The organism is Leeuwenhoekiella nanhaiensis (genome assembly GCF_002744755.1).
Taxonomy (GTDB): Bacteria; Bacteroidota; Bacteroidia; order Flavobacteriales; family Flavobacteriaceae; genus Leeuwenhoekiella; species Leeuwenhoekiella nanhaiensis.
Genome location: NZ_KZ319296.1, coordinates 1 through 18,589 on the forward strand (window position 1 = coordinate 1; position 18,589 = coordinate 18,589).

Genomic DNA, 18,589 nt, shown 5'->3' on the forward strand with positions numbered 1-18,589 from the left:
TTTATGATTTACCAATATGTCAACAATATTAGCGCGAAACGCGCAGTTATTAGTTAAAGGTTAAAAGTTATAGGTTTTAAAAACTCATAACTCAACACTTAAGACTCCTAACTAAATTTTTAAGGTGGTTATAGCGACGGGGCTCACCTCTTACCATTCCGAACAGAGTAGTTAAGCCCGTTAGCGCCGATGGTACTGCATCTCGTGGGAGAGTAGGTCGCCGCCTTGTTTTAAAGTCCGCATCAGTTTATGATGCGGACTTTTTTTATGCACTAAACTCAGAGTTTAGATATGAGATCTGAGACATTAGATGTGAGACTAAAGACTGGAGATCTGACCTTGAATTTTAAACCTTCAACTTTGAATGAGATCTGCGTTAGGGATTGCAGTGGAAATCCTTTTAAACACAACAGGTGTTTAAAAGATTGAAACGAAAAGCCTGCCTACCGGCAAAGGCAGGCCTGTCCCGAAGGGAACGCCCTGAAAAAATAAATACGAAATTAGTAATATAAAATCAGTTAGCAGTCGCAGTGTGCAGTTTACTGGTAAGAGGTAAGTGGTTAAAAGTAGAATGTAGCAAATACAAAATTAGAAGTACAAAATCATTCTTATTTCTAAAGTCCGCATTCAGAGTTATCAAAGTCAGAGTCTTTCTGGTTGCAGGTTTTAGATGGGGTGAAAGTCAAAAAGTAACAGGTGAAAAGTGTAAAAAACAAAATGCACTTTAAATAATATCTTAAAAACTCGATTGGAGTACGTGGGATGTTTGTCTTTTTTTACTAATTTATCCCTATAAGACCTTCCCTACAGTCTGCAAGACCTATTACATGACTTATTTCAAATTTCTGCTTGGCCTGTTGTTTCTGTTGACAGCTAATGCCTATGCACAGGAGGCTGTGCTCAAGGGAAAACTTTTAGACGATGAGGGTAATCCCCTGCCCGGTGCGGTCGTGCAGGTAAAAGGTACGCCCAGGGGAGTGCAAACTGATTTTGATGGTATTTATACCATTACCTGCGAGATAGGAGATACTCTTGTAATTACCTATGTGGGTTACGCTACACGCGAAATACCAGTTACCGCAGCTATGTTTGATGCAGCAGATGTTACAATGCAACAGCTGAGAACGGCTGTAGCACCCATCCGCAATTCAGCCTATGAGCAGGCTATAAGGCAAAACAACCCGTCTTTTCATGGTATTCCTGATTTGAATTCCTCCACATTAACCTATACCGTTAACCGAAAGTATTTTGATGTAAATCGCATTAAAGCCATTAGCAAACAGGATAGTGTGGTGCGCCTATTTACCTTTGCAGATGAGGCTTTTTTTGAAATTGGGGTGAGTCAACGCTCGGGATTGCAATATGTGTCTGATCGTAATCTGCATCAAACGCAAAACCGGTATGCTCAGGGGCGTCCGGTTGATGGTAGCCTGACCTACAGGGGGCCGGAGACGGGTGAGCTATTCAGCTACGGACCTTTACTCAGCAATCTGGAGTATGATGGTACTACGTATCCCTACGATCGTAATGGCAAACCCGTGGCAGCAGGACAGGGCTCGGGAATGCCTGTAAAGCCCTATTCCAATTCAGTTTTCAATACCGGATTTAATACGGCTACGTCTACTAAAGTGTCGGTTTATTACGATATCCACAAACTGGAACTCGATCTCGCAAATGGTACGCAACGGGATCTTTTCGATCAGGACCGGAATGTCTATAACCGAATTAGTCTGGGATATCAAAAAAACTCCGGTACCTTTCCCTATACGTTTAAGGCCGGTTACAATACCTCCAAAACCGGAAATGCGAATCTCAACGCATTGCATAACCAGATTTACTATAGCAGTTTAATCACCCCGCCCAGCTTTTCAAACACGCAGGGTAATCGTTTTGATAACGGGATGCAGCGCAGTTTTAGCCCGGGCAATTTCAACAATCCCTATTGGTTACTTCAAACCAATCAAAACCAAATCACTCAGGATGCCTTTAGCCTGCAGGGAAATGCTGCGTATCAGGGTGAAAAATTCCATTTGAGATTGAAGGCGTATTATGATAAGTCGGGCGAGGAGCAGGAAGTAAATCTCCCCCCGGGTACTGCAGGTTTTGCCGCAGGTTTGCGTACTCAAAAAGATTTTGAAAGTCAAAACCTCAATACCGAAGCAAAGGTAGCGTGGAGCGATCTGTATATTACTGATTTTTTGAATTTTAATCCTTCGGCTAGCCTGCACTATGCTTATAGCGCCTTGGACTTTGATTTTCAAGAAACAGGCAGCATCTCTACCCAACGTATGGAAAACCCCTCAAAGTCAACCCTGCAAATGCTCAACACCCTAAGAGCCGATGCCGATTTCTACGACTTTAATTTTAGCCTTACCTTGCAGCAAAAGTTCTTTACCAGCTCCCTGCAGGGAAGCGCCTGGTGGCTTCCTGATTTTATTTTAAAAGCAAATCTGGGTGGTCTGTTCTACAGTGACTTTGTAAGGCAACTGAACTTTACAGCGGCCTACAGCAAAAATGTGGGCGATCTTTCACTCTATTATTCCAATTACGGGTACAACAGTCTTAACCTTCAGCTTGCAGAAAGTCAGCAGTACACCACTAATGCTGATTTATTTAACAATTCGGCCTTAAATCTGGAAGCTATTACCGATTTTGATCTCAGCCTGGAAGCGAATTTATGGTCACAGGTAGCGGTCAATCTGAATTATTACCGCACAACTACCGAAAACGCGATATTTCCTGTTTTTGAAGCCGGTAGCTGGCAACTTAAGAATATCGCCAGTCTGCGCGATGCGGGATTCGAAGCAACCATTGAACTGGATACGTACCACTACTCTGATAAAAGAAATTTTAGGTATAGCACCGCTTTTAGTTTTAGTACGCATAATCCAGTGGTACTTGGTTTAAAAAATGCTAATGCCGGAAGAATACCCCTTGCCGGATTTGAAGAGATTTCACAAAATTTAATTACAGGTCAACCCATTAGCGTTTTGTACGGCTCTGCTTATTTACGGGATGCGCAGGGCAATCTGCTTATAGCGGCCGACGGGTTCCCGTTTACAGCTGTTGAACCTCAAATTCTGGGAGATCCCATACCCGATTTTAATCTGGGCTGGAGCAACACACTGCGTTATAAAAAGTTTTTGCTGCAGTTTAAGTTAGACTGGCAGCAGGGCGGTAAGGTGTGGAATGGTACGCAACAGGTTTTAAACTATCTGGGCACCTCACAGGAGTCTGCCCGGGACCGAACCCTTACCAATTATATTTTTGACGGGATTGCACCAGATGGTACGCCCAATACCCGACCTGTCGCTTTTGCACCGGTTGATGCACCAGTTACAAGCAATCGTTGGGTGCGCTATGGCTATGCAGGGGTTGCCGAAGCGGCTATTGCCGACGGGAGTTTTCTTAATCTGCAAAACCTAAGTCTTACTTACGAACTCAAACAGGAGCAGACCGATTTATTCAAAGAACTTAGTCTGAGTCTGTATGGTAACAATTTATGGAATAGCGCCGGTTTTCAAGGAGCAAATCCGTACAGTAATTTATTCGGCACTACTGCCGGGAATGCGCTCCATTACTTCAATATGCCGCTGGCTGCGGAAGTGGGTATTCATTTAAATTTTAAAATCTAATGCGTCAGTATAGTTCTTTTTACAGATGGGTTGTTTTACTGCTTATTTGCGGTATATCGGGTAGCATAGCCGCTCAGGAGTTTCATGCGGTTGAAAAAATGTACACGCATACAGACCGGCCCTTTTATTTTCCGGGAGAGATCATTTGGTTTAAAACCTATGCGGTTGATGAAACCAATATGCCTTCGGCTATAAGTGATGTATTGGTTACCGAACTGATCTCACCGGCGGGAGATGTGGTGCAAACCAAACGCTACTATCTCAATCTGGGATACGCCTATGGCGAGTTTCAGTTAAAAAAAGAGTGGGTAGGGGGTATTTATACGCTACGCAGTTACAGCCAGTATATGCGTAATCAGGGCGAAGAATCTTTTTTTACAAAAGAAATAACCGTGCAAAAAGTCGTGGTGCCACAATTGCTGGTTGAGTTTGAGTTTGACCGGGAAGCCTATGGTAAAGGCAGTATGGTAAGTGCTGATTATGCGCTCGAAGATCTTAACAATAAGCCCTTAGCCGGTGCTGATCTAATAGCCTCTTTATACCTGAACGGTCAGGTTGTAGCTGAGCAAAACCTAAAAACTCAGGCAGACGGGAAACAAAAAATAGGTTTCCGGCTTCCCGATGATTTAAATACCCTGGATGCCGTGGTGGTGGTACAGGCTTCATATCAGGGTGTTGCAGAATCAATCTCTCGTAGTATCCCGGTACTTTTAGATAAGCTGGACCTCCAATTTATGCCGGAGGGCGGGAAACTGATATTAGGAAATCTTAACCGGGTGGCTTTTAAAGCCCTTGATCCCTTTGGAAGACCTGCAGATGTGAGCGGCAGTATTGTAGATGAAACCGGAAAATCCATTGTACCCTTTAGCAGTTACCATGATGGTATGGGAAGTGTGCTTTTAAATCCTGCAACAGGAAAGCGCTATTTCGCGCAGATTAAAAAGCCTTTTGAGTCTGATTTTCTTTATGAGTTGCCCAAAACGGTTCTTATGGGAGCTAAATTGAGTATGGTAAAGCAGGAACAGGGTGACCTGACCTTTGAAGTATTTACAACTGCTAAACTCAAAGGAAAACTCGTTTTAACAACAGCAGCGCAACAGCATCTGGAAACCCGGGAACTATCGGTTGAAGCGGGAACAACCAGCCTGCGTATTCCTGTAACCCGATATGCCCGAGGGATGGTTAAACTGCAATTAAAGGATCGCGTAGGCATCATCCTAAGCGAACGACTTGTATTTATCAATTCTGAAAAAGGTCTGCAGATTCATTTAAAACCTGATCAGGAACGCTATTTACCCAGAGAGCCGGTTAATCTCGAGATCAGCACAACAGATGCTGAAGGCAATCCACTGAGCAGTAACCTGTCTATTGCGATGGTAGACAATGCCTTACTTACTTTAGCCGATGATAAGCAAGATCGAATAGACAGCTATCTGTTAATGAGCAGTGAACTTCACGGTGACATTCACGAGCCTGCATTTTATTTTGATACGAAAGAACCCAAACAATCTGAAGCTCTTGATTTAATAATGCTTACCCACGGCTGGCGCGATTATTTACAAAATCCCGTATCAAAAGCCAAGGGACTAAAATACAATCCCGAGCGTAAAGATATCGTATACGGTCGCATTGAAAACAGGGAGGGAGAACCTGTAGCGGCAAACGTACTGGTACTGGATCGTAATGGGAAAAAAATACTCACGTTTAAAACAGATGCTCAGGGGAACTTTCAATTTAAGCCGGGTGCCGTTAACTACTACGTAGTCGCTGCGTATACTGATGACAGGCAGGTATTGCGTATCAATCTGGATGAAACGCTTGAACAAAAATACGGGAATACTGATTTTATTTTCAACAGAAATCAACCCGAGAAAAAGACTCCCGAAGTAAAACTAAATGAGCCTGTATCTCCTTTAGCCCAACCTTTACGCGAGCGCGCCCTGGACTTAAGTCTGTCTGCTGATCAAGCCGCACTTGATGAAGTTGTGGTCGTGGGTTATGGGGTGTCTGAACGAGCCAGTGCAGTGGGAGCTGTTCGCGTTATTACCAGTGAAGAGCTTAACGGGGCAACCGGCAGTGCTGCTCAGGTATTGCAAGGCCGTGCTGCCGGTGTACAGATTACAGGGGCTAACGGTGCTGCAAATACTCAGATCAGCATTCGCGGTACAGCCAGTATACGAGGAGATAACAACCCCCTGATTATTTTAGATGGTTCACCGGTAAGTACGGGTGCCGGGTCAAATGATTTTAACCTATCCCAACTTGATGCGGCACAAATTGAAAGCGTAAGCGTGGTTAAAGGGGCAGCAGCTACCGCGCTCTACGGTACCCGTGGTGCAAACGGGGTGATTTTGATAACCACCAAAAACAGAAATTACGGTAATAACAAAACCCTGTTTTCCCAGAAATATAAAAATTATTCAGTTACTGAAGTCTATGATAGCAACACTACCGTTGAGCTTGATCAGCCTATGCGGTTTTATATGCCGGTATATGATGTGAAGAATCAACCCGAAGCGCGTACTGATTTTAGAAAAACCCTGTATTGGAATCCGGTAGTTCAAACTGATGCAGCAGGTAAGGCCAGTCTTCGCTTTTACAATTCAGACGCACTGACTTCGTTTAAGATTATTGCCGAAGGTGTCGCAGCCACGGGTAGATTAGGACATGCTGAACAGGCGTACAGCGTCTCCAAAGTCCTGCGGATGGATGTTAAGTTGCCGGCATACGCCAGTATAGGCGATACCTTGCAGATTCCATTGCGTATTAGTAATGAAAGTTCTAAAGCTAAAAGCTTGAGCCTGGACCTTCAGTTTACTGAAGAATTAGCACTTCTTAATGCTTCTGAGGTGCCTGATAATCTTGTGCTTCCGGCAAATTCTTTCAAGGTAATCGAACTCCGTTTCGTTCCTCTTAAAGCAGGTTCATCGGTACAATTGAGCGCGTCGGTCAAGGGGGAAACCGGTTCAGATTCCTTTAGAGAAACCCTTAGTGTGGTAAGTCCGTTTTTCCCGGTAGAAACCAGTATTAGTGATGCTAAAACCGGAAACTACAGCTTTGATATTGTAAATGCGGTACCCGGCAGCCTTGAAGGGGATTTTACGCTTTATGTGGATGTGGTGGGAGAAGCGATGAATGGGGTTGCCGGTATGATCAGTAAGCCTTACGGTTGTTTTGAACAAACCTCTTCAGCCACCTATCCCAATGTGATGGTACTTCAATATTTAAAAGCCACAGGAAAATCCAGTCCCTCAATTGAAAAACAGGCGCTAGATTATATTGAGGAAGGTTATAAAAGACTTATAAGTTTTGAAACCAAGGAAGGTGGTTTTGAATGGTTTGGTAAAACACCCCCACACCAGACCTTAACCGCTTTTGGTGTTCTGGAGTTTACCGAGATGAAAGCGGTATATCCCGGTGTAAACCAGGAAATGTTAGATCGTACGCTTAAATGGTTATTAAATCAGCGGGATGGTAAAGGTGGTTTTCACAAAAGCAAAAAAGGCTATGACAGTTTTGCAAGTTCGCCTCCATTAGTCGCCAACGCCTATATTGTTTATGCCCTGAGTGAAATAGGAGTGACTACAGAAATCACCGCGGAATATCAGCAAGCACTAAAAATGGCTTTAAGTTCTAAAGATGCGTATCAAATGGCTTTAATGGCACTGGCAGCGCATAATTTTAAAGATACTGAAAGCTACAACCAGCTATTAGAATTACTGGTTGAACAATACGAAAGCACAGGATTTGAGTGGAAAACCGATGCGACCATCACGCGCTCTTACGGCGATGCCAAATACTTAGAGACCACGGCTTTTGTAATACTCGCTTTGTTGCGAGAAAATCAGAAAATCGATCTGGTTACTCAAGGGGTAAAATATCTTGTTAGGAACAGAAAGCGTGGAACCTTTGGTAATACCCAAACCACGGTAATGTGTTTAAAGGCGCTACTGCATTACAATCAGGTACAAAGCGCTAAGGCTTTGGAGTCTGATTCCTATATCACCCTTAAGCTTAACGAACGTGAACTCGATTTAAAACAGGTAGCCCTAAAAGACGGAATACTTAGATTAGATAGTATTGAAAAGTACCTTAAGCCCGGAAGCAACACGTTTAGCGTGCTGTTTTCAGATGCCGGTCTTACCTATCCCTTTACATTCAATTGCTCGTGGAAAAGTAGTTTGCCAGAGAATGCTAACGAAACTCCTGTACTACTTAAAACCACGATGGCAGAACTGATGGTCAGGAAAGGAGATTTGGCTCGTATGGAGGTAGCGGTACAAAATACAGATACATTCGGTAAAGGTATGATTACGGCAATAGTGGGTATCCCTTCAGGAGCTTCGGTACAAGCCTATCAGCTGAAAGAACTGATGGAAGAGGAACAAATCGCTTATTACGAAGTGGTTGATAATTATGTGGTTTTGTACTGGCGCTCAATAGAAGCTTCTGAAATAAAACGCATTAATCTCGACCTTAAAACCGATGTGGCGGGTACCTATACTGCTCCGGCGAGTACGGTTTATCCGTATTACGGGGAGGACTTTAAGTTTTGGACCAAAGGTGTTGAACTCAACATTGAAAATTAGAAATACAAGATCAGTTAGCAGTCGCAGCGGGCAGTTTATATAAGGTAGAGTGAGGAGTGCAGAGTGCAGGGTGTGGATGTTGAACAAAGAACAAGGAATATACGTGTAAAGTATTTATAAATAAACGATTACACAGTTCAATGATTAAACACTTTTACACCTTAAGAAAACCGAAAACCGAAAACCGAAAACCGAAAACCGAAAACCGAAAACCGAAAACCGAAAACTCCTTCTTATAAACGCTCCAGTTTGCCGGAGTTCCAATCTATTTTAAAATGATCTGAAGGTTGGCCGTTATTAAAGCGGTGAAGGATGTGCATCAGGAGTTGAAGCTGTTGGCGGAGTTCAGAATTTGGATACTTATTCCGATTTTGACTAAAGCTTTTATAGAGGTGCTCATACAGCGCCAACTGGTTTGCCGTAATGAAGGGTTTAGCCAGGTCGTCACCACCTCGCAGACGGTAGAAATCGTAGATAAGGTCTGCGCCGGTACGGTTCTTTAAGATGCTCCGTTTCAGGGGAGTGTTGCGTAGGGGTTGGAGGCGTTTCCATTCTTTTTTGGCAAAGCCGGGCTGATTTTGCAAGCGTCTGAGATAGGTTTCGGGCTCTTCCTGAGTCTCGTATGCGAGCAGGAGCAGGTGTTCTAAGCTCATTTCGGGCAGGAAATTAAGCAGGGTCTGGGGAAAGTCCCCGGGCAGAAAGCGCAGGCGAATGAGTTCGCGTAAATGCCAGGCCGTATATTCGTTATAATCAGATACCTTTAAAATAGCGGCATTCCAGGCTTCGGATTCCCGGGTTTGTTTAAGATGCCGGTATTCAGTTTTATAGAGTGGAAAGAGGGTCTTAAAACCGGTTACCTTGTTCAGCTTTACGGTTTCTACTTCAATGCCTGTGGCGCCAATATGTAAAATTTTATAAGCCGGAAAGTAAGCCGCAGGAGATGGAGTCTGAATGTTAATCAGTGTATTTCCGGCTGCGGTGGTTCGTCTTCCGGTATCGTTGATATGCATATGCCCTCCAACGTGAATTTTTAGTCCGGCATCAGCAAAAGCCTCAGCTACTGCCTCATCAGGCACACGATACAACTGAAACTTACCTGCTCCCATTAGGGCTTCGATTTCGCCTGAAGCATCATCATTAAAATCAATCATCGGGAAATGACTAAAGGCAATCAGCTTTTTACCCAGCGCATCGGCCTGCTTACTGAGTTTTTCAACCCAGGCAATCAGGTGTTTTTTATGACTCAGTACCCGGTTGTATCCGGTTCCCGCGCCTTCAAAACCTTCCTTTCCGTCAGGTACAAAAACATCTCCGTCCAGAGCCAATAACCAGATGTCTTTGTTCAGTTCAATCAAATAGCTCAGATCAGGCAGGAGGGTGTCTGGAGTTACGGGGTATTGACGCTCTTCGAGATTTGCGGCCTGCAGGGCTTTGGCATAGGTATATTCCTGCGGAGTATAGCTGCTAAAAGGTGTAGCCCAGTAGGCATATTCCGGTCGCGGCATAAAGCCAAAACTTCCCAGAGCATCAAGAACACCCGAATAGCCCATTTTGGCCATATCCGGGCTTACAACCACCGGATGCTCATCTGCTTTAGGTGTGTACATGTCTTCGGTACTGAAAATAGGTTGGGGTTTTCCGTTTTCACCTAGAAAATCGGTTTTACCTGCAGGGGTCTCAAAAGGAACAGCCGGATCGTGGTTTCCGGTGGTAATAAAAAACCGCAGGTCGTATTGGGTTTCAAACGTTCTGAGCAGGCGGTGTAAGCCTTTTAGATTTAACGGCTGCCCATCATCTGTATAATCACCTGGAAGCGCCACCCAGTGTACACCCCGCGCGGCAATATCTTCAAGGGCCGTGATAAAGGCAAAGTAATTTTCATTAAACAGACGTGTAGAGTGCAATTGGGCTTCCATCGTACGCATCAGGACGTGATTTGTCGTCCCCGGTAAAAGCGGTCCTCGATAGTCAGTATCTGCAAGTTTACCAAACACATCCTGCAGATGTACATCAGCCAGAAATGCAATGCTTGTGGTTTCTTCCTGCGCCTGGAGCTGTGTTACCGGACAAATAAGAAGAAGAATTAAAACGGACTTATAAAAATTGAGGAAGAAGCTATTCATACGCGATCAGGGTATGCTTTGTTTAACAGGGCCTAATTGGATAATAGCGAAATTAGGTATTCCTGGAAGTAAAATAGCCTTGCGCAGCGCTTAATCCTTTCAGAAGTCTTTCATATGTCAATTAATCACATTGGGAGCGAATTAGATTTATAGAAAGGATTCGGTATTTGTACAAAATCATGTATTTTAACATTTTAGTAACTAAATGGAAATCCTATGCAGAAAATTACCCTTCTACTTCTTATTGCACTCCTGTTCAATTCCTGTGGTGTTCACAAACGCGCTGCAATCAAAGCCCAGGAAGAATTTGTTGTAGAACTGCGTAAACCCGCAAGCCGGGGTGGGCTGGTAGAAGTTGCTCTGCAGGGTTTGTTCTTTGGGGCCGATTACCTGGCCGAAAAGACGGCAAAGTCCCTGACCAGCAGCTATTCACAATCTTTGTCTGTTAACGATTATTACAATACCGATCTCGGCGCGGTTGAGAAAACCTATTCGGAGATTCGTATCAAAAAATACGCGGCTCCGCAAGCTGAAGCTGATGAACAGCGGCTTAAGGGCTATATCGAAAGCGATTTGCAAACGATGCCCAAATCGCGGGGTGCTGCCGGCGCAATGACGATGAATGATGTTATCAGGGTGCAGGACAGTAAGGAAGATCTGCTCAATTTTGAGGCCGTTATCGCTATTGAAAGCGATCCCGAAAACCCCGGCGTCTCCCGGCTGAGTTTTAATGAATTGCGCATTCTGTTTTCGCGTACCAAGATTTATGAAGATGAAAACCTAAACGCGCGGTTATCGGTATCTATAACCGGGCAGTGGCGCAGTGCAGACAATACCCCGATGGAAGCAGTCCTGATTGAGCAGGAATACGATTTAAAAAATCTGAAGTACGGCACCGAAAATCAAATCGAAACGCCTATTCTGTCGCCCTGGTATTACGACATTCCGTATCGGGCTGAAGATGCTGATTTTGGAAAATACGGGGTAGTGAAGGTCAATGTACAGCTTCAGGAGTATGAAGGAGGTAAAAGCAAATACATCAATCAGTTGCCCAGTATACTTTCAGACAATAAGAATGCGATCATTAAAAACGGTTCGAGCACCATTCAAAAAATCTTAGGTAAGGACTAACTGTGAAAAAAAGACACCCCAAAATCCTCTTTTCCGATGCGTTGCTATGTACCCTGTTTACCTGCATCGTTAGCGGTTTGCTGTATGTTTTGGTGCTCAATATTTCAATACTTGACCCCTTCTCAAGAGCCTTTGAGGATTTTGAATTTACCGATCTCTATTTTTCTAAAAATTTTTACAGCAAGCAGGCAGATCCTGAAATCATCGTGGTCAATGTAGGGCAGGCCGATCGTTTTGCTATTGCGCAGGCCCTCCAAAAAATCAATAAATTTAAACCTAAAGCCGTAGGTATAGATCTCATTTTTAAAGAACGCAAAGCCGATTTTCCCGATGAACAGTTGCGGTTGGCGCTGTCAGAAACTGAAAACCGGATACATGCCGTGTATCTGGAGAATGGGAGCCTGAAGGAGTCTCATCCTTTTTTTGAACTCGATCAGGAGCAGGGCGGTTTTATCAACTTCAATCTGGATGGGAATTCGCGTGTGGTACGCGAGTTTACCGGAGTTTTAAAAGAAGATTCGGTCACGCGATATGCGTTTGCCGGGAAGCTGGCCGTTAAAGCAGGTTACCTGAATGAAACTGCATTAAAGCAACATTACGATACCGAAATTCCCATAAGGTATTCGGGAGGTGCGGCTTCTTTTTTAACGCTCACACTAGAAGAAATCAACGAGCGGGAAGATCTTCAGGTTTTAACTAATGCGGTGGTTTTGCTGGGCTACGCCGGAACTCCTACCGGAAACCCTTACGATATTGAAGACCGGCATTTCACGCCTTTAAATCCCAATTTTACAGGCCGAAGTATTCCCGATACCTATGGGGTTTACATTCACGCCACGATTTTACAAAATCTAAAAACGGGAGTGGGATTTTATAAAGTGCCAAAGCCCCTGTCGCTAAGCATCGCGGTTTTATTTTGTTTTCTGGCCATTTTGGCGGGTATGCGCATCCATAAAAAAAGCGATGTGGTATTTGACCTGAGTATTAAAATCCTGCAACTGCTTATTCCCGTGCTGTTGCTGTATGGGGCCCTGATTCTGATGGACTGGGGCATTTATATCGCGGTTTTACCCGCGGTGGTTCTGGTTATTCTAGGCTTAGAATGCATTGATTTTTACGTTTATTTTCAACGAGTTATACGGAAAGGATACCCATGGAAAAGCTACTTATTGGATTGATTTGTTTTTTGGCTTCCTATGCACAGGCGCAAGACAGCCTGTATGTGTATCAAACGGAAGGCATTGTGCTAAAGGGTAAGCTGAATGCTAAAACCCGGGTACAAAAGGGAGCTTTGCTTACCCCTCAGGTAAAGGTAGAACTACAACCTCAGGCCAGTCTTACCGCGATTAGTAAAGACGGGTTGCTTTATACCGCAAACGATCCCGGTTTGTACACGCACGCTATGTTATTAAAACGTAAGACGCAGGTTTATCCTAAAAATCTATCGGCTAATTATTTCAAATACATCTGGTCTGAATTGTTGGGAAATAGCACCAAACCCACACAAATAGGCGGCGTCTTCAGGGGTGAAAGCCTGATGTTGTTTCCGGCAGACCGTTCACATATTGCCGGTTCGCGTCTGGAATTTCGATGGTTACAGGATGCTCCGGAAGCTTCAGGCTATTTATTTATTCGCGAAGCGGAAGGTGAGGCCGTCTTAAAACTGGAAAGCAACGGTAGCAGTCTGGCGTTTTACGACAATCCCTTTTTTGAAGAAGGAAAATCCTATGAATGGGCGGTTACCACGGAAGCTTTTCCCAATTTAAGCAATCTGCGTTTTTTCAGTTTTAAACATATTACTAAAGCGGAGTACGAAGTCTTGCGCGAAGCGTTCATATCCGAATTGAATAACCCTCTGCTGGCAGGACTTTCCAAACAAGAGCTGGAAAAGCTGTTGTGTGAAGAATATGGGCTTTGCAAATAGCCCGATAACTCTAAAACAGGTTCTATGCGATGTATCAAAATAATAAGTTGTTGGTGCCTTTTTTTACTGGCCACTACAGGTGTTTTTAGTCAAAAACAGGACATTGCCTACACCCCTTCGGGTATTGAGTCGATTACCGCCTTTGATGCCAATGCAAAATCGGGTATGGTCGCAATGGCCGTCTACCCCAATACAGAGGTGTTGCTGTATGATATGTATACCGCCGATGTTGTTTTTAGAATTAGTGGAAACACCTACACGGCAACGGCGCTGAGTTTTGATGAAAGCGGCGAACAACTCCTCATTCATTATCCCAACAAGACGGAGGTTTGGGATCTAATCGCTTTTGAAAAAAAAGTGAGTTATGCTACCGACCTGTATGCACCCCGGGCGTTCTCCTTTCCAAATCAATCATTTGTAAGCCAGGAAAGTCAAAACCTGGTTTTTAGGGATATCGATCAGGCTCTAACGCAACAAACCTCATTTGACGGGATTGTAAGCCGCCTGGAGTTTACTCCAGACGGCCGTCAACTGGTTGTTCAGGGTATAGGTTTTCTCAAAGCCCTTGCCGTTGCAGATCTCAACAGGCAGACTGATTATAACCTGCAGCATGTAAACAATTTTGTGCTTGGAGAGCAGCAGTTTGTAGTACAGCAAAGAGCCCCGCAATCTTCGTCAGGTTCTGATGTGCGACTCAGTTTCTACAATTATCAGGGCCAAAAAACCAGCGAAAGCATTCAGCCTGAAAAGGCCTTTCAAACCTTCAATGCTGGGATGCAATTGCTTACAGACCAGCTTCTGTTGTACGAATCATTTGATAAGGTGTTTCTAATTAACCAGCAGGGTGGGGAAGAGGCTCTGGAATTTGACCCGGGCTTAGAAGATTTTAGGTTTATCAGAGGACTCGGTTTTGTGCTCAATTTTAAAAAGCGACTGGAGCTTCGGGATCTGGAAGGCAATCTGATCAACCGGTTTTATGCTAAAGACTTTTTGTCAAAGGGCAGTTTTATCAATCCCGAAAGCGGTGAAGTCGCTGTGATTATTGATAGTTCACTCGTTTTAGGGAACGACACTGCAAAAACTCCAAAGCAAATCAGTCTCAATTCCAGACTTGTAAATACGGTGACCGGCGACGGGGATGCCCTAGCCTTTGCAACCCACGACGGATACCTCAGGTATTGGAACTTAAAAAACCAAAAAGAACGCCTGGCTTTTGCGCATAAGCAGAAGACTGCTCCACAATTTTTAAGCCTCAATATTTCGGAACAGGTCATCGTCGCAGGATTTCCGAGAGCACATCAGGTAATGGCCTATGATATCAAAACCGGTAAGGAACGTGCGGTACTTCAAATTCCACAGGATCAGCACATCACAGCCCTGGCTTTTGACGGAAAACAACTCGTAATCGCCACACGCACCGGAAATTATGCCGTTTATGAACTGCAAACTCAGGCCTTTGCCCTTAAACGCGATTTTACTCCGGCGCTTTCTAACGCAATAACAGGAATTAGTATCTCCCATAATAAAGCAGCCCTGAGCAGCCTGGGGCGTATTGTAAAAGTGATTTTAAACCGGGAGGATACCATTGAAAACAAAGATGTAATCGTAGGACACTCCAGTTTTATTCACGGCATAGATTACGATAAAAGCGGGACCTATTTGGCAACCGCCGATGTTGCCGGAGACATGCATTTTTGGGATGCCGAAAAGGGTCGTCTGGTGCACAGCATTCATCTCGATTCTGCCTGGGTTAAAAACCTGAAGCTGCACGATAGCCTGTATGTGACTTCATCAGGCCCCGGTGTGCTTACTGCCAACTTTTACAATCCTGTGGTATATAAAAAAATCACTGATCCCAAACCTAAACTGCTGGTGCAAAGCGCAAATACCAGTGCCATAAGACAGGTGGTCTTTAGCCGGGACGGTAAACTGCTCGCCAGTGATGACGGATCGGTTATTAAAGTCCGGGAGGTGCAAACCGGTTTTTTAATCAGTGAGTTCAGTACCCAAAATAACACCATTAACGATCTTGACTTTTTGCAGGATAGTGCGACTTTAGTAGTAGCCTCGGGCAAGGCTGTTGAATTTTTTGATGCCTATACCGGAGAGTCGAGGAAATTTCTGGATTTTAAAACCCGTAACCGCAGCATTCATCAGGTGAAGGTTTTTCCCAATTTTAATACGGTAGTAGGGCTTAATGTACACGGCTGGCATTATCCGCTTTTGATTCATAGCAATTCAGGACTTGTGGTGGGCACGCTTGATGTAAATCCGGAGGCTGAAAAAGACCGTCAAATCATCAACCTGATCGTGTCCCGGGACGGTAAGCGTATCGCGACTTACGGCAACAGCTATATCAAGGTTTTCTCGGTAGATGAGCAATTAAAGCTGCAGCAATTGACGGCGTATCCACGCAGTGCTCCTGATAAAAGCAATACGTATTGGAACGATCTAATGAGTTTTAATGCTTCCGGAAACCAGTTGTCTTTTGTAGAAATGGACAGTCCCAACAAGCTGAAGGTTCTGGATGTGGAAACAGGCAGAATTACTTACGAAACCCGTGGCAAACTTTCGGTTTATGGGTTGAATGACGAGTTGGTGGGTATGGTGCCCGGTGATGTAAGCCTTTCGTATCTGGAGCCCGGTACCACATCGTGGAAATTTATGTTTGCTGAGCAGGAGCATATAAATCTGATTTCCAGTTTGGATTACGATCCGGTAAACCAGCTGTATGCCAGTGCAGATAGCTGGGGAAATCTTATCACCTGGGATGCGGAAACTAAAACTCCCCTGTGGCAGATAGATCGTTTTGAAAATGATATCTACAACGCAGAGCTGAATGCCACGGGCGATCAGATGGCATTTAATACCAAGAGCGGCATTTTTATTTTCGATTTCAAGCAGTTTAAGATGCGCAAGCTGGAAGGAAACAACTATCCGTACTTTGGTAAATTTTCTAAAGATGGACAGCTTTTCTATTACCGCCAGGCTAACGATTACCGCGTATACCGGGCTGCAAATGAGGCTGATGCCTTGCTGTTTACAACTCCGGTTTCTAAAGACGATGCTTCCGGCAGTTTACTATCTGATGATGGCAGCGTGCTGAGTTTTAAAAATAAGGCTACCAGTGTTTTGCATTCGTACGATTTAAAAACCAAAGCAGCCCTGCCTGTAGTGAATCTGAATGAAGTACCGGGATATTTTTCCCTTACCCCAAAATCTACGACGCTTGACGCTTCCGGAAAACTTCTATTAACAGGTACAGGTATAAAGCGCACAGCAGACTCCCTGATCGTGTTTAATAAAATCACCTATGTGCCCGCCACCCGAAAGCTTTCGGTGCAATCTGGAGATCACAGTATAGACCTTAAAGAACAGAAAGGCTTTCTGGACTACCGAATCAAATATCATTCGGCACTGGACGCGTATTCTCAAGACGGTCGCTATTATGCCTATCTGGAAGATTTTCATCTTAAAATTGAAGACCTGGAAGCCGGTGAAGTGGTATACGACCGCTATGTAAAGGGATTGGATATCGTAAACGGTTTGTTTGCTGAAGACAGTAAAAGTTTGATTTTAGGCTATGAAAACGGCTCTGTCGAAGTATTGGCCGTACCAGATATGAAGACCGTCTATTCTTTTGCGGGGAGCACTTCGCATATAACAAACCTGCAAGTTGCTAATCGCTATCTGATGGTTCTGGGTGACGATAACCTGATCAACGTGTTTGATAGTCAGGAAGGTTTTAAGCTGTTGTATTCGGCTACGTTTTTGAAAGACGGGGAGTTTATACTCTCCAATCCCGATGGGTATTATTATGCTTCTAAAGAGGCCCGAGAGGCTGTGGCGTTTAAGAAGGGTGATGCGGTATATCCTTTTGAGCAATTTGACCTGTTTTACAATCGCCCCGATAAAGCTATTGACAATCTGGTACATCTGGGAATTACTGATTCCCTGTTGCAGCAGGGCTATGAGATGGCCTATGAAAAGCGGCTGTTTAAAATGGGTTTTAAGGAAGAAGGACTTTCAGGGGACTTTGAGCTTCCGGTTTTGGAATTACTTACCAAAGATCTACCAGCCACCACATCGGAAGCTAACCTGAGTTTTGACGTACGCGCAACCGATAAAAATCATGATCTGGATCGTATTCTGGTCTGGATTAATGATGTGCCCGTCTACGGCTCAAAAGGGCGCAGTGTGCGTGCTCAAAATACGCGAAGCCTGTCTGAAAACATTAATCTAAATCTGGCAAGCGGAAGCAATAAAGTACAGGTGGCAGTGGTCAATACTTCGGGAGTTGAAAGTTTAAAGAAAACCTTTGTAATTAACTCTACTGCTCCCACACCGAAGCCTGATTTGTATGTGGTAAGTATTGGCGTTTCTACCTATCAGGATTCGGGTTATAGTCTGAAGTATGCAGCAAAAGATTCGCGGGATTTGATTGCCTATGCCCTTGAAAATACTGCCGGTTACGGAAAAATTCATCAGCATAACCTGACGGATGAGCAGGTGACTAAGGTCGGTATAACCAAACTCAAAGACAGCCTTAGTCAATCGCGCATCAACGATGTGGTGATCGTGTTTTTTGCCGGGCACGGGGTGCTTGATGCGGAGATGAATTATTATCTGGGTACTTACGATATGGATTTTGAAAACCCCCAGGAAAAGGGACTGGCCTACGATGGACTTGAGAACCTGCTGGATGGTATTCCGGCACTTAATAAACTGCTCATCATTGATGCCTGTCATAGTGGGGAAGTAGATCAGGAAGAAACCGCTCTGGCAGAACAGGAGCTGACAAACTCTAAAGTTAAAGCCGGAAAACGGGGTTCTATTGTGGTAAAATCAAAAAGCAAGCAACTGGGACTTGAAAATTCTTTTGAACTGATGCAGCTGCTGTTTTCCGATTTAAGGCGGGGCACCGGTGCCACGGTGATCAGCTCGGCAAGTGGTCTGGAATATGCCTATGAGGGAGAAGCCTGGGAAAACGGCGTTTTTACCTATGCCATGCTTGAGGGGCTCAAATCAGGTAACTGTGACCTCAATGAAGATGGAGCTGTGCAGGTATCTGAACTGAAAAGCTACGTGTTTGATAAGGTTTCTGAACTCACTAACGGCAAGCAGAATCCTACCTCACGAAAAGAAAACCTGGAATATGATTTTACGGTGTGGTAATGAATAAAGAGA

The 18,589-nt window shown here is 44.3% G+C and carries 7 protein-coding genes and 1 rRNA gene; 7 read left to right on the plus strand and 1 reads right to left on the minus strand.

The annotated features are described in order from the left end of the window. Positions 1-120: 120 nt before the first annotated feature. From rrf to CJ305_RS14815, 3 genes are all read left to right on the plus strand, one after another. A 5S ribosomal RNA gene (gene rrf / locus CJ305_RS14805) occupies positions 121-229 on the plus strand. Between the two features lie 598 nt (positions 230-827). Beyond that, positions 828-3,635, plus strand: coding sequence for a carboxypeptidase-like regulatory domain-containing protein (locus tag CJ305_RS14810; RefSeq protein WP_099647075.1), 2,808 nt, complete (start codon positions 828-830; stop codon positions 3,633-3,635). Beyond that, positions 3,635-8,224 carry a TonB-dependent receptor plug domain-containing protein gene (locus tag CJ305_RS14815; RefSeq protein WP_099647076.1) on the plus strand — a complete coding sequence of 1,530 codons (4,590 nt, stop codon included), beginning with the start codon at positions 3,635-3,637 and terminating at the stop codon, positions 8,222-8,224. The genes CJ305_RS14810 and CJ305_RS14815 overlap by 1 nt, the downstream gene beginning before the upstream one ends. 233 nt (positions 8,225-8,457) lie before the next feature. Here the strand turns inward: CJ305_RS14815 and CJ305_RS14820 are convergent, their stop codons facing one another. Beyond that, complete coding sequence (locus CJ305_RS14820) at positions 8,458-10,347, minus strand: metallophosphoesterase family protein (RefSeq protein WP_099647077.1); 1,890 nt, start codon at positions 10,345-10,347, stop codon at positions 8,458-8,460. Between the two features lie 216 nt (positions 10,348-10,563). Between CJ305_RS14820 and CJ305_RS14825 the strand changes: the two genes are divergently transcribed. The 4 genes from CJ305_RS14825 to CJ305_RS14840 are packed head-to-tail and all read left to right on the plus strand — an operon-like array spanning position 10,564 to position 18,577. Then, complete coding sequence (locus CJ305_RS14825; RefSeq protein ID WP_099647078.1) at positions 10,564-11,478, plus strand: hypothetical protein; 915 nt, start codon at positions 10,564-10,566, stop codon at positions 11,476-11,478. A 2-nt stretch (positions 11,479-11,480) separates the two neighbouring features. Further along, positions 11,481-12,656, plus strand: coding sequence for a CHASE2 domain-containing protein (locus CJ305_RS14830; protein WP_099647079.1), 1,176 nt, complete (start codon positions 11,481-11,483; stop codon positions 12,654-12,656). Beyond that, a complete protein-coding gene (locus CJ305_RS14835) occupies positions 12,632-13,402 on the plus strand; it encodes a hypothetical protein (RefSeq protein WP_099647080.1) in 771 nt (256 codons plus the stop codon). The genes CJ305_RS14830 and CJ305_RS14835 overlap by 25 nt, the downstream gene beginning before the upstream one ends. Before the next feature lie 24 nt (positions 13,403-13,426). Next, a complete protein-coding gene (locus CJ305_RS14840) occupies positions 13,427-18,577 on the plus strand; it encodes a caspase family protein (RefSeq protein ID WP_099647081.1) in 5,151 nt (1,716 codons plus the stop codon). Positions 18,578-18,589: the final 12 nt, after the last annotated feature.

Bases quoted from the DNA above. Each gene is read 5' to 3' on its own strand.
- CJ305_RS14835 (WP_099647080.1), top strand. From the start codon at position 12,632: ATGGAAAAGCTACTTATTGGATTGATTTGTTTTTTGGCTTCCTATGCA.
- CJ305_RS14820 (WP_099647077.1), bottom strand. From the start codon at position 10,347: ATGAATAGCTTCTTCCTCAATTTTTATAAGTCCGTTTTAATTCTTCTT.
- CJ305_RS14840 (WP_099647081.1), top strand. From the start codon at position 13,427: ATGCGATGTATCAAAATAATAAGTTGTTGGTGCCTTTTTTTACTGGCC.
- CJ305_RS14825 (WP_099647078.1), top strand. From the start codon at position 10,564: ATGCAGAAAATTACCCTTCTACTTCTTATTGCACTCCTGTTCAATTCC.
- CJ305_RS14815 (WP_099647076.1), top strand. From the start codon at position 3,635: ATGCGTCAGTATAGTTCTTTTTACAGATGGGTTGTTTTACTGCTTATT.
- CJ305_RS14810 (WP_099647075.1), top strand. From the start codon at position 828: ATGACTTATTTCAAATTTCTGCTTGGCCTGTTGTTTCTGTTGACAGCT.